General features: G+C 64.7%; 15 protein-coding genes and 2 pseudogenes. 7 read left to right on the top strand and 10 right to left on the bottom strand.

The features are described from left to right. Nucleotide 1: 1 nt before the first annotated feature. From H9L12_RS02725 to H9L12_RS02720, 3 genes are read left to right on the top strand one after another with little or no spacing between them, the layout of a single operon-like run. A complete protein-coding gene (locus tag H9L12_RS02725; protein WP_187542518.1) occupies nucleotides 2-637 on the top strand; it encodes a glutathione S-transferase family protein in 636 nt (211 codons plus the stop codon). Then, nucleotides 634-1,059: a dienelactone hydrolase family protein gene (locus tag H9L12_RS13875; protein ID WP_281399797.1), complete on the top strand. Its 426-nt coding sequence runs from the start codon at nucleotides 634-636 to the stop codon at nucleotides 1,057-1,059. The genes H9L12_RS02725 and H9L12_RS13875 overlap by 4 nt, the downstream gene beginning before the upstream one ends. Beyond that, nucleotides 1,056-1,502, top strand: coding sequence for a dienelactone hydrolase family protein (locus tag H9L12_RS02720; RefSeq protein ID WP_281399796.1), 447 nt, complete (start codon nucleotides 1,056-1,058; stop codon nucleotides 1,500-1,502). Before H9L12_RS13875 ends, H9L12_RS02720 begins: the two co-directional genes overlap by 4 nt. Nucleotides 1,503-1,569: 67 nt before the next feature. Here H9L12_RS02720 and H9L12_RS02715 read toward each other — a convergent pair whose 3' ends face one another. Continuing rightward, on the bottom strand, nucleotides 1,570-2,298 hold the full coding sequence (locus tag H9L12_RS02715) for a Bax inhibitor-1/YccA family protein (RefSeq protein ID WP_187542517.1): 729 nt from the start codon (nucleotides 2,296-2,298) through the stop codon (nucleotides 1,570-1,572). A gap of 184 nt (nucleotides 2,299-2,482) precedes the next feature. Here H9L12_RS02715 and thpR point away from each other — a divergent pair, with 184 nt between their 5' ends. Further along, complete coding sequence (gene thpR, locus H9L12_RS02710; RefSeq protein ID WP_246450520.1) at nucleotides 2,483-2,959, top strand: RNA 2',3'-cyclic phosphodiesterase; 477 nt, start codon at nucleotides 2,483-2,485, stop codon at nucleotides 2,957-2,959. A 92-nt stretch (nucleotides 2,960-3,051) separates the two neighbouring features. Then, entirely contained in the window at nucleotides 3,052-5,985 is a 2,934-nt protein-coding gene (gene uvrA / locus H9L12_RS02705; protein WP_187542516.1) for an excinuclease ABC subunit UvrA, read from the top strand. A 6-nt stretch (nucleotides 5,986-5,991) separates the two neighbouring features. Here the strand turns inward: uvrA and H9L12_RS02700 are convergent, their stop codons facing one another. The 4 genes and pseudogenes from H9L12_RS02700 to H9L12_RS02685 form a co-directional block, all read right to left on the bottom strand. Continuing rightward, nucleotides 5,992-6,615, bottom strand: coding sequence for a superoxide dismutase family protein (locus tag H9L12_RS02700; RefSeq protein WP_187542515.1), 624 nt, complete (start codon nucleotides 6,613-6,615; stop codon nucleotides 5,992-5,994). A 152-nt stretch (nucleotides 6,616-6,767) separates the two neighbouring features. Next, nucleotides 6,768-7,942 (bottom strand): annotated as a pseudogene (locus H9L12_RS02695) (OmpA family protein). 25 nt (nucleotides 7,943-7,967) lie between these two features. Beyond that, entirely contained in the window at nucleotides 7,968-9,020 is a 1,053-nt protein-coding gene (locus H9L12_RS02690; RefSeq protein WP_187542514.1) for a phage portal protein, read from the bottom strand. Between the two features lie 147 nt (nucleotides 9,021-9,167). Then, entirely contained in the window at nucleotides 9,168-9,614 is a 447-nt protein-coding gene (locus tag H9L12_RS02685; RefSeq protein ID WP_187542513.1) for a hypothetical protein, read from the bottom strand. A 47-nt stretch (nucleotides 9,615-9,661) separates the two neighbouring features. On the opposite strand from H9L12_RS02685, the gene H9L12_RS02680 reads away from it, so the two are divergent. Beyond that, a complete protein-coding gene (locus tag H9L12_RS02680; protein ID WP_187542512.1) occupies nucleotides 9,662-10,336 on the top strand; it encodes a hypothetical protein in 675 nt (224 codons plus the stop codon). Here H9L12_RS02680 and H9L12_RS02675 read toward each other — a convergent pair. Then, nucleotides 10,317-11,659: pseudogene (locus H9L12_RS02675) on the bottom strand (DNA-packaging protein). The gene H9L12_RS02680 and the pseudogene H9L12_RS02675 overlap by 20 nt on opposite strands. Next, nucleotides 11,656-12,216, bottom strand: a complete 561-nt coding sequence (locus H9L12_RS02670; RefSeq protein WP_187542511.1) for a hypothetical protein — start codon at nucleotides 12,214-12,216, stop codon at nucleotides 11,656-11,658. Before H9L12_RS02670 ends, H9L12_RS02675 begins: the two are co-directional and overlap by 4 nt. Before the next feature lie 259 nt (nucleotides 12,217-12,475). Between H9L12_RS02670 and H9L12_RS02665 the strand changes: the two genes are divergently transcribed. Next, a complete protein-coding gene (locus H9L12_RS02665; protein WP_187542510.1) occupies nucleotides 12,476-13,591 on the top strand; it encodes a glycoside hydrolase family 130 protein in 1,116 nt (371 codons plus the stop codon). A 3-nt stretch (nucleotides 13,592-13,594) separates the two neighbouring features. On the opposite strand, the gene H9L12_RS02660 is transcribed toward H9L12_RS02665, so the two are convergent. The 3 genes from H9L12_RS02660 to H9L12_RS02650 form a co-directional block, all read right to left on the bottom strand. Beyond that, nucleotides 13,595-13,933 (bottom strand): acyl-CoA thioesterase, encoded by a 339-nt coding sequence (locus H9L12_RS02660; protein ID WP_187543126.1) that lies wholly within the window; start codon nucleotides 13,931-13,933, stop codon nucleotides 13,595-13,597. A gap of 118 nt (nucleotides 13,934-14,051) precedes the next feature. Continuing rightward, nucleotides 14,052-14,312, bottom strand: a complete 261-nt coding sequence (locus H9L12_RS02655; RefSeq protein ID WP_187542509.1) for a PilZ domain-containing protein — start codon at nucleotides 14,310-14,312, stop codon at nucleotides 14,052-14,054. Between the two features lie 110 nt (nucleotides 14,313-14,422). Continuing rightward, a complete protein-coding gene (locus H9L12_RS02650) occupies nucleotides 14,423-14,764 on the bottom strand; it encodes a VOC family protein (protein ID WP_187542508.1) in 342 nt (113 codons plus the stop codon). Between the last annotated feature and the right edge of the window lie 65 nt (nucleotides 14,765-14,829).

The raw sequence follows: 14,829 nt of genomic DNA, 5'->3' as shown, positions 1-14,829 counted from the left end.
GATGGCGCTGACGTTCTACACCAACCCGATGTCGCGCGGACAGATCGTCCGCTGGATGCTGGAGGAGGTCGGAGAGCCGTACGAAACCGTCGTCCTCGACTATGCCTCGACGATGAAGGCGGACGACTACGCCCGCATCAATCCGATGAAGAAGGTCCCGGCCATCGTCCATGACGGCCGCGTGGTGACGGAATGCGCCGCCATCTGCGCCTATCTTGCCGAGGCCTTCCCGCAGGCGGGGCTTGCGCCGACGGCGGACGAACGCGCCGACTATTACCGCTGGCTGTTCTTCGCCGCTGGCCCGCTGGAGCAAGCGGTGACCAACAAGGCCAACGGTTGGGAGCCAAGCGAAGAACGCAGCCGCATGTTCGGCTATGGCAGCTACGACCTGGCCGTCGACACCATCGACCACCACCTGCGCGGGCACAGCTACGTGACCGGCGACCGGTTCACGGCTGCCGACGTCTATGTAGGAAGCGCGATCATGTGGGGCACGCAATTCGGAACCTTGCCCGCGCTCGATAGCTTCAAGGCCTATGGCGAGCGACTGTCGTCGCGTGAGGCGTACGGGCGCGGGAAGGCAATCGACAACGGCCTGATCGCCGAGATGCAGGCCAAGCAGGGAGCGGACGCGTGACACCCGACCAACGCCGGCAGGCCATCGACCTCTACGACCGCTTCACCCATGACGGCATGGATCGGCGGGTCTTCATGCAGCAGATGACGCTGCTGGCGGGAAGCGCGGCCGCCGCGACCGCGCTGATCGCCTCGATTTCGGCCAGCCCTGCGGCAGCAGCGATCACCGATCCGGCCGACGCCCGCCTCGTCACCGGCCGCGGCCCGGTCGGCGGCGACAGCGGGCTCAAGGGCTATGTCGCCGCGCCGAAGAACGCCAAGAAGGTCGGCGCGGTCATGGTCATCCATGAAAATCGCGGCCTCAATGCCCATACCGAGGATGTCGCGCGGCGCCTGGCGCTGGCCGGCTTCTTCGTCATCGCGCCCGACATGTTGTCGCTGGTGGGAGGAACGCCCCCGACGAGGACCAGGCGCGCGAGATGATCGGCAAGCTCGACCTCACCGCCGCCAACGCCGCCGCCTCGAAGCTCGGCGCGTCGATGAAGAAGCAGGACCACGTCAACGGCAAGCTGGGGATCGTCGGCTTCTGCTGGGGTGGTGCGTTCGTCAACCGGTTTGCCGTGTCGGCCGGTTCAGGGCTTGATGCCGGCGTCAGTTACTATGGGTCAGCCCCCGACCCTGCCGAGGCCGTGAAGGTCAAGGCGCCGCTGATGCTCCACTATGCCGGGCTCGACAAACGCGTCGCGCAGACCGGCGAGCCGTGGGCAGCGGCGCTGAAGGCGGCGAAGAAGGACGTCACCGCCTACACCTACCCGGGGGTCGATCACGCCTTCAACAACGACACGTCGAAGGAACGTTACAACAAGGTCGCCGCGGACCTTGCGTGGGACCGGACGGTCGCCTTCTTCCACAAGCACCTGGACTAAGGCTTCGGACAAAAAAGGCCCGGCGGATCGACCGCCGGGCCCTCTCCTTGTCCGCTATCCGCGAAAACTATTCGCGGTTGCCCATGAAGCTGAGCAGGAACTGGAACATGTTGATAAAGTCCAGATACAGCGTCAGCGCACCCATAATGACCGTCTTGCCCATCATGTCGGTGCCCGCGACATAAGCGTACATCGACTTCAGCTTCTGCGTGTCATAGGCGGTCAGTCCCGCGAAGATCAGGACGCCGATGGCGCTGATCGCAAAGGACATGGCCGGCGACTGCAGGAACAGGTTGATGACCATCGCTACCAGCAGGCCGACGACACCCATGATCAGGAAGGTACCGAAACCCGACAGGTCGCGCTTGGTGGTGTAGCCATAGAGGCTCAGTCCCAGGAACGACGCGGTCACGGCGAAGAAGGTCTGCGCGATCGAAGTATTGGTATAGACCAGGAAGATCGTCGACATCGACAGGCCCATCAGGACCGCGAACGACCAGAACAGCGTCTGGAGCGTCGATTCCTTCATCCGGTTGATGCCGAAGCTCATCGCGAAGACGATCGCCAGCGGCGACAGGATGATCAGCCAGCGCAGCGGCGTCTGCATCACCTGTGCGGCATAGCCGGACTCGGCAAACAGCAAGGCGACAATGCCGGTCAGCAGCACGCCCGACGCCATGTAATTGTAAATTTTCAGCATGTAGGACCGAAGGCCGGCATCGCGAGCGGCGCGCGGGACACCGACGGCAATCGCCGGATCCACACTCCGAATACGCGGGTCGAACTGGTTCTGCATTCCAACTCCTCTTCTGGGGGCCTCGACGACACATCCCCTAATGCGGCCAATATCGGTGTTTTAGGGGGGCACTTCAAGGAAAACCGGTCGCGGTTCGTCGATCCGTTGGTTAGCCTTTCATCATGCACCGCCTGTTCGTCGCCCTCCGCCCGCCCCCGCGATCCAAGACTTATGCCTCGACGTGATGGACGAGGGACTGCCCGGATGGCGCTGGCAGGATGAAGAACAATTGCACGTCACCCTACGCTTCATCGGTGAAGTTAATGGCCGCGTCGGGGACGACATCGCCGCGGCACTCACCTCGATCCATGCCCCGCCGGTCGAGCTGTCGCTCACCGGAGTCGGTTGGTTCGACCAGCGGGGTGGCGGGACCTTGTTTGCCCGCGTCGGCCCGCGCGAGCCGCTGGCGACGCTTCACGCCAAGATCGACAGGGCGATCACGAATGTCGGACTTTTGCCGGAGGGTCGCGCCTACCTGCCGCATATCACCCTGGCCCGGGGTCGCCGCGGCGCCGCTGCGCCCCATCACTGGTTGGAGCGGCACGCCGGCCTTGCCGGTGATCCGTCACGCGTCGAGGCGTTCACGCTGATGGAAAGTACGCTTTCCCGATCCGGAGCGCTCTACGAAACGGTCGAGACCTATCGGCTGGGGCGCGGTTGATCCACAGCGGTGGAAACCCATCTAGGGCCCTCACGTTCATTGTCCGCGGCCCCCTTGCCGCGCGCGAACAAATATGGAACAAATAGCCGGCTATGCTGACTCACATTAGCGTTCGCGGAGCGCGCGAACACAACCTCAAGGGAGTCGACATCGACATCCCGCGCGAAAGCCTGACCGTCATCACCGGCTTGAGCGGATCGGGCAAGTCGAGCCTCGCCTTCGACACCATCTACGCCGAGGGTCAGCGCCGCTACGTAGAATCATTGAGCGCCTACGCCCGGCAATTCCTTGAGATGATGCAGAAGCCGGACGTCGAACATATCGACGGCCTGTCCCCGGCCATCTCGATCGAGCAGAAGACGACCAGCCGCAACCCACGCTCGACCGTCGCGACGGTCACCGAAATCTACGACTATATGCGCCTGCTGTGGGCGCGGGTTGGCGTTCCCTACTCGCCCGCCACCGGCCTGCCGATCGAGGCGCAGCAGGTTAGCCAGATGGTCGATCGCGTCATGGCCCTGCCCGAGGGATCGCGGCACTATTTGCTCGCGCCGGTCGTTCGTGGCCGCAAGGGCGAATACCGCAAGGAACTGGCGGAATGGCAGAAGGCCGGCTTCACCAGAGTCCGCATAGACGGCGAATTCCATGCGATCGAGGAAGCGCCGGCGCTCGACAAGAAATATAAACATGACATTGAGGTCGTCGTCGACCGCATCGTCATCCGCGAGGGCATCGAGAGCCGCCTCGCCGACAGCTTTGAGACCGCGCTGAAACTTGCCGAAGGCCTCGCCTACCTTGACCCGGCTGACCCGCCAACCGAAAACATGGATACGGCCCAGTCAGGCATGAAGCTCGACTTCGGCGCTCCGGGGCGGATCGTCTTTTCGGAAAAATTCGCCTGCCCGGTGTCGGGTTTCACCATCGCCGAAATCGAACCCCGGCTCTTCTCGTTCAACGCTCCTCAGGGCGCTTGTCCGGCCTGCGACGGCCTTGGCGAAAAGCTGCTGTTCGACGAGGACCTCGTCGTTCCCAATCACGCGCTATCGATCGCCAAGGGCGCAGTGGTGCCCTGGGCGAAGTCCAATCCGCCCTCGCCCTACTATATGCAGGTGCTGGGGAGCCTCGCCCGCGCTTACAACTTCTCGCTCGACACGCCGTGGAAGGACCTTGGTGACGAGGCGCAGCAGGTGGTTCTTCGCGGCACCAAGGGCAAGCCGGTGGCGCTGCGCTTCGTCGATGGCCGCAAGAGTTATGAGGTAAAGAAGCCGTTCGAAGGCGTGCTCGGCAACCTGGAACGCCGGATGCTGTCGACCGAAAGCGCATGGATGCGCGAGGAGCTATCGAAGTACCAGGCTTCCCATCCGTGCGAGGTTTGCCACGGCGCCCGCCTCAAGCCGGAGGCGCTCTCGGTCAAGATCGCCGGCGAGGACATCAGCCTGTCGGCGCGCCGCTCCGTCGCCGACGCGTTTCAGTGGTTCGGTTCGCTGGAAGAAAAACTGGGCCCGCAGCAGCGCGAGATCGCCCGCGCGATCCTCAAGGAAATTAACGAGCGCCTCGGCTTCCTCCACAACGTCGGCCTCGATTATCTCAACCTCGACCGCACGTCGGGCACGCTATCCGGCGGAGAAAGCCAGCGCATCCGCCTCGCCAGCCAGATCGGCTCGGGGCTGTCCGGCGTTCTCTACGTCCTCGACGAGCCGTCGATCGGGCTCCACCAGAAGGACAACGACCGGCTGCTCGAGACGCTGAAGCGGCTGAAGGGTCTCGGCAACACCGTCCTCGTCGTCGAACATGATGAGGACGCCATCCGCACCGCCGACCATGTCATCGACATGGGGCCGGGCGCCGGCGTTCATGGTGGCCAAGTCGTGTGCGCCGGCACGCTCGACGAATTGCTGAAATGCGAAGACAGCCTGACGGCCGATTATCTTTCGGGGCGCCGGTTCATTCCGGTGCGCGAGAAGCGCCGCAAAGGGACCGGCAAGAAGCTCACCGTCCACAATGCCAGCGCCAACAACCTCCGCAACATCACGGCGTCGATCCCGCTCGGCACCTTCACCTGCATCACCGGCGTATCGGGTTCGGGCAAGTCGAGCTTTACGATCGACACGCTCTACGCGGCAGCCGCTCGCCAGTTGAACGGCGCACGCATCCTGTCTGGCAAGTACGACAAGATCACCGGACTCGAGCACCTCGACAAGGTCATCGACATCGACCAGTCGCCGATCGGGCGCACGCCGCGGTCGAACCCGGCAACCTACACCGGCGCCTTCACCCAAATCCGCGACTGGTTTGCCGGCCTGCCCGAAAGCCAGGCGCGCGGCTACAAGCCGGGACGATTCAGCTTCAACGTGAAAGGTGGCCGCTGCGAAGCTTGCACCGGTGACGGCCTGCTCAAGATCGAGATGCACTTCCTGCCGGACGTCTACGTCACCTGCGACGTCTGCCACGGCCAGCGCTACAATCGCGAAACGCTGGAGGTGAAGTTCAAGGGGAAGTCGATCGCCGACGTGCTGGACATGACCGTCGAGGACGCGGTCGAGTTCTTCAAGGCGGTACCGGGCATTCGCGACAAGATGGCGATGCTGGCGGAAGTCGGTCTCGGCTACATCAAGGTGGGGCAGCAGGCGACTACCCTGTCGGGCGGCGAAGCGCAGCGCGTGAAGCTGTCGAAGGAATTATCCCGCCGCGCCACCGGCAACACGCTCTACATCCTCGACGAGCCCACCACCGGCCTCCATTTCGAAGACGTTCGCAAGCTGCTTGAGGTGCTGCACGCCCTCGTCGAACAGGGCAACACGGTCGTGGTCATCGAGCACAATCTCGACGTCATCAAGACGGCGGACTGGATACTCGACCTTGGGCCCGACGGCGGCGTCAACGGCGGCGAAATCGTTGCGGAAGGCACTCCGGAAAAGATTGCGGCCACTCCCCATAGCCACACGGGGCATTACCTCGCGCCGCTGCTCAAGGCTCCTGCCCGGGCACCCCAATCGGCGCCCGGTGAACTTCAGTTGGCGAAGTAAGCCGGGCTAGGCGCTCTTCGGTGCCTGGGCCGGCGCAATGACCGCGCACGCGATCCGGTCACCGCTGTCGCCGCTTGGATCGGTCTTGTAATCGTCGGCCTTGGCGTGGATCACGAACGCGGTCCCGTCGGCGTCGGCCAGTGAGGTCGTTCCCGCCGCCAGCGTGGCTCCGTTCACCGTGAAGCGAAGCGTCGCCGAGCCGTCGGCGCCCACGGTCAGATTGTCGAGGTCGCCCAAGTGCGCTCCGGCCGGATTGTCGCGGCCGTGCTTCTTGCTGGACGGATTCCAGTGGCCTCCGGCGCTTTCGAACTTCGGACCTTCGCAAAGGCCGGTCGTGTGCAGGTGAACGCCATGCACGCCTTCGGGCAGTCCCGTCGCGGCCAGCGCTACCACAATTCCCCCGGCGTCCTCGGTCACCGTCAAATTCCCCTTCGGCGAGCCGTCGCCGGCCATCACGGGAACGCTCGCCGATTGCGTGGTCGGCAGGCCATCCGCGTCGGCGTCGTTCGCGACGGCGGTCGTCTCTTTGACGTTGGTATCGACATCGGAGTTCGCTTCGCGCTGGCAAGCGCCCAGCAGAGCCGCCGCACCGGCCAACAGCGCCAGGGAATGCTTTGATATTCGGATCATGATTGGGACCTCCGCCCAGTCGAACGCGCACCCATCGCATCGGGTTCAAGCCAATCGTCCGCCGCGGACAAAAAGAAACGGCCCGGAAGTTTCCTCCCGGGCCGTCCTTGTCGTTGGACGATCAGGCGGCGCTTGGCACCGCCCGATGCACCTTACTGACCCGAACCCGGGCCGAAGGTGATTTCCACGCGACGGTTCTGCGGCTCGCGAACACCGTCTTCGGTGGCGACGAGAGGCTTGCTCTCACCGAACGCCGAAGTGGTCATCGCTCCATCGGCAACACCGCGACCGGCCAGGTAGGCACGGACGTTGTTGGCACGACGCTGCGACAGGCCGACGTTGTATTCGTCGCTACCCGAACGGTCGGCGTGACCGGCGAGCATGACCTGGGCCGAACCGGTCTGCGCGTAGGCAGCCGCTGCGTTGTCAAGGATCGCCGCCGCTTCAGGCGTGATGTCGTCCTTGTCCCAGTCGAAGAACACGATGAACGGACCAACCGCGACCGGAGCCGGCGCCGGGCAGGTTTCCGTGGCCAGGATGACCGACCCATCCGGGCAGGTCTGCGTGGCCGGCGGAGCCGGGGGCGGCGGGGCGGCGGGGGCGGCGGCGGGGGCGGCGGGGCCGCGAAGTTGTACACCAGGCTGGCGAGCAGGGAGTGCGACCGGAACTTGCCCGACAACGTGTTGTCTTCGAACGACAAGTCACGGGTCGAGAAGTAACGATACTTGATGCCGAGGTCGAGGTTCGGCGTGATCGCCTTACGCATGCCGGCGATCAGCTGGTAAGCGAAGCCGCTGTCCGTGTCGCTGAAGGTCGTGTCGTAATAGTCGGCGTAATAGTCATAGTCAGGATCGACCGCCGTGAAGTCGAGCGATGCCTTGTACTTGACACTGGCGAGACCGCCACCAACGCCGATGAAGCCGCTCCAGTCGTTCTCGTCACCGAAATCGAGGAGCAGGTTGGCCATCGCCGAGTAAACGCGAGCGCTACCCTTCGCCTCATACGGGAACTCGGTCGGGTCGACCGAGCTTACCGTCGGGGCCAGCGTGATGTCCTTGATACGCGAACGCTTGTAACCAAGTTCGCCTTCCAGACGGAACATGCCGAAATCGTAACCGGCGATCAGATCGGCGTCGACGCCGGTCCGATGATCGACCATCACGCCACCTTCGGTGGTCACGCCGTCTTCGTCGGTGAAGTCCATATTAATGTCTTGGACGAGCATCGCGCCGCCCTCGATGCCGACATAAACCGACTTGTCGCGAGCGACAGCCGGGGTCGCCAACGCGGTCGAAGCGAGCGCCATCGCAATGGCTAGCTTGCGCATAGAAATCCCCTTTCACATGCATTCTTCAGTAGAACTGCCCGAACACATTATGAGAGCGCCGGTTGCTGCGCAAGCGGGGGAATTCCACCCTCTGTTGCCCAAAAGCCGCAAAAGCCGGGCCCGGGGTGATCAAAAGCCTGTCACAGAACAGAAAAATTATGTTTCGATGAGGCCGTGGCCGCGTAGCGCCCCGAGGATCAGGCCGATGCACGCTCGCGCCTCCGCGTCGACCACGCTTCCCGCCGACGGCGCGTCGATCGACGCTGTCCGACCGCCGATCACCTGCTTGCCACCGACAACGACACTGGCAACGCGCGCCTTGCGCCGCGAAGTCCAGCTCCGCCGGCGACAGGCTCAGCGCCTGCCATTTCAGCCCGCCGTCCAGGATCAGCGGCCGCCCGGCGTTGGCGCTCCCCGCGAATTGCTCGGCCAATTCCGCCTTCAGCCGGTCGAACTGCTCGTTCGACAGGTTGGCGCCCTCGTCATTCTCATACACCAGCGCACCGCTCGGCCGCGCCGCATTGTCGAGCAGTGCCTTGTTCCAACGGCTGGCGCCATTGTGCACGCTGGCCGCCGCGATCGCCGCGTCCAGGCAGCCCAGCCCATAATGATCGTCCGCCGGATCGAGCGAGCGCAGGTGCGCCACCTGCCGCCGCCCCAGCGGATCGGTCCGCGCCAGCCGCGTCTCCTGCGTCCCGGCCCGATAAGCATAGGCCGCCGGCCACCCGTCCGCGCCCGGCACCACGCTGACCCGCTCGGGCCGAAGCGCATGAAGCTCCGCCGGCGCGTCGCGGCCGTCGGTAATCAGCTGCACATAGGCATTGCCGTGCTGCAGCACTCCCGCCGTCACCCGCTCCAGCAGGGATGGCTTCACCAGCCCGCGCTCGTCCCCGACAATCGCCAGCCCCGACACCGCATCCGCCACCAGCCGAACCGCGCGAAGCCCCACCGGATTGCGCCGATAGACCTCGTCCAGCTGCGCTTCATACCCCGCCGCAAACCCCGTCTCCCGCCCCTGCAACCAAGGCACGGCAAAGCGGGCCGCCGGCGCACTCTTGCGCCCGAACCAATTGAACATGTTGTACTCCTAGTCTTGAGCGCCCGAGCATAAGACTGCGGTCGCGACCGCGACCCCGGCCTTATGTCGAAGAGAGCGCGAAAGCCGGCTGGCCTGCGCGCCCAAGCGCGACAGGACCGACGCCGCGGATTCACTCCGCGGCGATGCTTACGTTTTGAATTCGGCTTCGACCTTCTTCGCGACGTTATTCAAAGTCGACTGCAACTGAGTGATTTCTGAAGCGCCATCGAACGCGTCAGGCTCATACCGTGCGAACAGATATTCCCGGCTCTTCGTCATCTTCGCCAGATGCTCGATCGTCTTGCCTTTGAGGACGAGACCAGCGCTCAACGCTTTGCGGGTCCGTTCATTCAAATTATGTTGCAGGCCCCGAACGTACGTCACCGTCAGCCCCGACTTCATCAGGTAGGCATTCAAGTACAGCTCGACCGCGTGGATCGTGACGAACCGGAATGGCGCGAACGAGAGTCGACCGCCGCCCTTGGCATTTGATCGCAGGGTCTCGGCTGCCAGATGATAGACTCGCGCAAGCGCCAAGACTTCCTCGGCAGTGGCGTCATCGCCTGGGTAGAACTTCTGGTTCTCGGCAGTCACTCCGCCGAACTAACTTTGCGAATTCAATTTTCCCTTAATCCGTGCCGTTGACGCGGCTGGGCGCCGCCGGGCAGCAAGCGTTCGTGAAAAAGAATGACGAATCCGCCAGCAAGCCCAAATCACCCTGGAACCGGCGAGAAAAAATACTCGTCGTGGCGACATTCTTCCTGCTGCTTTTCGACGGGTTCTTTGATCGCAGCACGCTGATTACGCGCCTACCCTTCCTCGTCACGCTTGGCAGCTCCGTCATCGTGGCCGCACCGTTCTACTGGATGGCTTGGAAGTTTGCCGGAAACACTTCTGATCCGTCCCACTTTCGGCGCTTTTTCGTCTCCATGGGCATGCTCATAATGGCACCCTTCATCGGCCCCTACTTTAGCCGCCAGGTCGCAGTTCACGCCGCCTTCTTCAATTTTCCGTCCACTTTGGAGTCCACGCTGGCGACTGTTATGTCCATGAGAGGTCGCGGCCGCTTCGGTCCGTCGGCCCGCGCTCAGTTCAGCCCTGAAACTCGGAAATTCTTGGTGCACATCGACGAACAACTCTACGAGCAACTTGATGTGTATCGATATCCCGGCCGCGACTGCCTGATCTTCACCGTCGCTACGGGTCGCTGGGGCGTGAGGAAGGTGACCGTCCCGAACATTCTCGACGATTCCCTCGGCATCTCAGCCTATCGCCGGTGCCCGCATTTCACTCCGCCTACGCCATCCGCACCCTAGGCACCCCGCTCCTCGTCTCGCCCAATTCCGTCAATGCCCACACGCAGGCATCCGCTCGATCCGGCGACCGACCCGGCCCGTCGTATCCGCCGCCCGCGCTGAGCCCGCTCAATTCCGCCTCCAGCTCCGGAAACACCCCGCGAACCACACCTTGCCGACCGCCACCCGGGTCGCGACCGGCTCCGCCCGAGCAGCTTTCCCGCGCGAGGCGTGGACCAGCCGCACCGGCAATCCCGCGTCTGCCGCCTTCAGGACGCTTTCGACCATCGCCCCGCCCTGGTTGGCCTCGGCCACCACCAGGCAGGCGTTCCATTCCCGCGCCGCCGCCGCGACCGCCCGCGCCCAGCCTTCCGGCGACAGGCCACGAACGCTGCAATCGGCCAGCACATAGCTTTTCCCCGCCGATCGCCCCGCTACCACGATGCCGCACGCATCGCCGCCCCGCGCCTGTCCTGAGCTTGTCGAAGGCCCCGCCGGCGGATCGACCCCGACCACCACCTTGTCGAACGCCTCCGGCGCCGAGCCAATCCGCGCCCGTTCGATCAAATCACGCGGGAACAGCGATCCTTCGGCCTCGGTCATCAGCTCGCCGTTCAATTCCTGCCGCCCGCGCCGCGACCCGGCATAAGAAGCCATCATCACGTCGATGAAGCGGTCGGGCAGGCTGATATTCTGGTCGGTGCGCCCACCGGTCTCGACCGTCCACGGCCGCGCGCGGATCTGCTCCAGCAGCGGCATCGACCGCGGAGTCGTCGTCACCAGCACGCGCGGCCGGTCGCCCAGCCGCATGCCCATGTCCAGGTTCGCCCACGCTTCCTCGGCCTCGCCCCACTTGGCAAGCTCGTCGCACCACGCAAAATGAAACTGCGGCCCGCGCAACCCGTCCGGGCTTTCCCCTGAGTAAAGCTCGGCGACGCTGCCGTTAGACCAGCGCAACTGCCGCTTGCTCGGCTCCCAGATCACCCGCGATCCGTGCCGCGCCGCGACCGACAGCAGCCCGCTCTGCCCCTCGACCATCACCGACCGCGCCTCGTCGATCGTCGCCCCGACCAGGGCGATGCGCCGCTTCGGCCCCGACATCGCCAGCTTGTGGATCCACTCCGCCCCTGCCCGGGTCTTGCCGAACCCGCGCCCGGCCATCATCAGCCAGCATTGCCAGCCCGCGTCGCCCGGCGAAATCTGCCCGCGCTGCGCCCACGTCTCGAACATCGCATCGATGTCCAGGATGACGCGCGGGGTCAGGCTGCTCAGCTCGCGCCGCGCCGCCCGCTCACCCAGGCTCGCGAACCGCAGAACTTGGTGCAGCGGAATATCAACGATCATCGATGCGACCGTATCGCGCGTACCGCCGCCGCGATCGCGTCGGTCCGCTTCGAGGCCGACTTGGTTTCCACATCCCCCTCGCGCTGGCGAAGCTTGCCCAGCCGATGAAGGATCCGCTCCATCGCCTCGGCCGCTTCCGTATTGTCGATCTCGCGGTCCGCCTCGACCGCCGTGTCGCGATGATGGCGCAGCAGGGCGATGCCCAGCTGGTCGCTATATTCGCGCATGACGATCGGCTCGCCGCCCTTCGGAACGACCCTCTTCTCAGTGCCCTTCAGCGCCCGTTCCAGCAGCACCAGTTCCAGCTGCGCGTAACCGATCGCCACCGCCTGGCCCCACGCTTCGCGAAACGCCGCCTCGCGCGCCCGCCGACGATAAACGCTGGTCGACGACACGCCCGCCTCGCTGGCCGCATAAGTGACGTTGCAGCTTTCGCCGAGCGCCTCCAGGAACCGCCGCTCCTTGGTCCGCGACCAGCTCGCCGCCGTCGCCTTGCGCCTCCGCGGCCGGCGGCCGCCATCGATCGTCAGCGCATCCGCCGCCGCTTTCCGAGCCATCTGATCCCATCCCCGCCTGAAACGGCGAAGGGCCGGTGACACCTCGAAAAGATGTCCCGGCCCTTCGCCTTGCGATCCGGCGCCCGCTCCGCCGACTCGCAATTCTTGACTGTTCCTGACGTCTAACCAGATAGCGTGACAATGTCAAGCCAGAATTTGCCTATTTGGTTCTTTCTTATAAACCGGCCTTATCCTAGCGATCGGCGGTTCCGCAACGAATGCAACGTGCACCGCTCGGCGGAGTTTGTAAGATCGGCCCATGACCTTCCCGCAAGACCGCCTCGTTTTCACGCCCGCCGACGTCGACCTGTCGCGCTCGCCGCTGGCGGCCGACCTTCACGGCCAGACCTATGTGCTGGGCGCGTTCAACCCCGGCCTGACCCGCCTCGCCAACGGCAACCTGTTGATGATGGTCCGCATCGCCGAGGCGCTCAGCAATCCCAAGCGGGACAGCAAGGTCCACGCCATCCGCTGGGCAGACGGTCACTACCACCTCGACGGCTGGCCGCTCGAGACCGTCGACACCGCCGACCCGCGCAAATTCATGATTGCCGGCAGCGGGTGGAGAGTGATGGCCCTGACCTCCCTGTCCTGGCTGCTCCCGGTCGAAATGACCCCCGACGGCCTCGACATCGTCGCCGTCCACTACGATCGCGCCATCGCGCCGCAGGGCAGCTTCCAATGCTATGGGGTGGAGGACGCGCGTATCAGCCGCGTCGACGGCCGCTATGTCATGACCAGCTGCTCGGTCAGCCCGGAACGACACTCGACCACGCTCTACACCTCGGACGACGCGCTCGACTGGACGTTCGAGGGGATCGTCCTCGATCACCAGAACAAGGATATGCTGGTCTTCGAAGGTCAGGTCGGCGGGCAATATTGGGCGCAGACCCGCCCGCTCGGCGACCTCTATTTCGCCTATCCGCCCGGCAGCGAATGGCGCGCGGGCCCCTCCATCAACCTCGCCACCTCGCCTGACCTCTTCCACTGGCGCCCGCACCTCAAGCCGGGCATCCGTCCGCACAGCGCCACCGTCGCTACCGCGCGGATCGGCGGCGGCACCCCGCCGATCCTCACCGACGACGGCTGGCTTACGCTGTGGCACGGGGTCGAACCCAAGGAAGTGGTCGGCATCTACCGCACCTACTGGTCGATCCTCGACCGCGACGATCCGTCGAAGGTCGTCCGCACGCAGCACGAACCGCTGCTGGAGGCCAATCCGACCCTCACCGCCCCGCTGGAAGAGTTGATGTACGTTCGCGACGTCGTCTTCACGACCGGCATTGCCGACGCCGGCGATCACTACGTCGTCGCCTCGGGCGAGGCCGACCTCGCCTGCCGCATCACCCACATTCCGAAATCGGTGTTCGCCTGAGCGTCAGTCGCCCACGAACCGCGCGGCGATGTCCCGCGCCAGCCGCACCGGGCGCAGGCTGGTCGCGTCGAGGCAGCACCAGCAGCTGCGGATCTCGCTGACGACTTCCTCGCCGCGCTTGACGACGGTGGTGAAGAACGCCCGCGCGCCCTCCACCTTCTCGGCGACGACGTCGGCGACGACCACGTCCTGCAGGAAGCTCGGCTTCAGGTAGGTGATCTCATGCTTCATCGCGACCCACAGGTGCCGTGCCACGGCCTCCTTGGGCGCGACGCTCTGCCAGTAATCGACCACTGCGTCCTGCACCCAGCGCAGGTACACGCTGTTGTTGACGTGACCCATGTGGTCGATGTCGGACGGGTGGATGGCGACGGCATGGCGGAACACGGAAACGAGTCTCCTCTAAGGCGCTAAGCCTTCACTCTACTGACAAACATGTCAACAGATGACTCGTTCCGTATCAGCCGACGAACATTGCTCCGGCCTTGTCGCCGTCGGTCCAGCGCACCTCGACGTGGCTGATGCCGCGCCGGGCGACGCGCAGCTCGCGCCGCTGGCCCGCCTTCAGCTTTTCCTCGGTTTCGATCCGGCATCCGTCATAGCTGATATCGGTCACGAAGGCGTCGGTGAGTTGCTTCTCGCCGCGGACCAGGAAGGCGCGAAGCTCGACACTCCGGCGCTCCGAACGGCGCGGCTGGAACTCGGGATTGGCGGTGTTCATCGAAAGTTGCCCCACTTGAATTGACGCGCGCCTTTTACCTCGCCGAACGGCCTTGCGCCGCCGCCCAATCCCGCGCGACCCAATCCGGGACATTAACCCAAGTCAGCGGATCAGCCTGGCCAGCCGACCCGCACCAGCACCCCGCTCGGGTCGGACACCGCGAATTCGGTAAGGCCCCACGGCTTGGCCTCCGCCCGCAATCCGAACGCCTCCGCCAGGGCCGCGACCTCCTCGGAATAGAAATAGATGCCGTGCGCGGTGACCGCCGGATCGATCGTCCCCGCCTCGACCCGGGTCAGGTGAACGCTCGCCCCGCCCGCGTCGTGCAGGATGCGATAGCCGTGCGCGGCATAATCCGAAGTCACCCCGAACCCCAGCCGCGCATAGAACGCCGCGCTCGAGTCCAGGTCCTCGCTCGGCACGATCGCCACTGCGGAATGCTTGAAGTCCATCGTCTGTTTTCCCTGTCAATCAGTATCCGGACGGCAGCAGCCGGGGTACTGGCACTGCTCCCGGC

It is taken from the genome of Sphingomonas rhizophila (assembly GCF_014396585.1).
GTDB classification, from domain to species: Bacteria; Pseudomonadota; Alphaproteobacteria; order Sphingomonadales; family Sphingomonadaceae; genus Sphingomicrobium; species Sphingomicrobium rhizophilum.
This window is presented reverse-complemented; position numbering and strand designations above follow the sequence as displayed.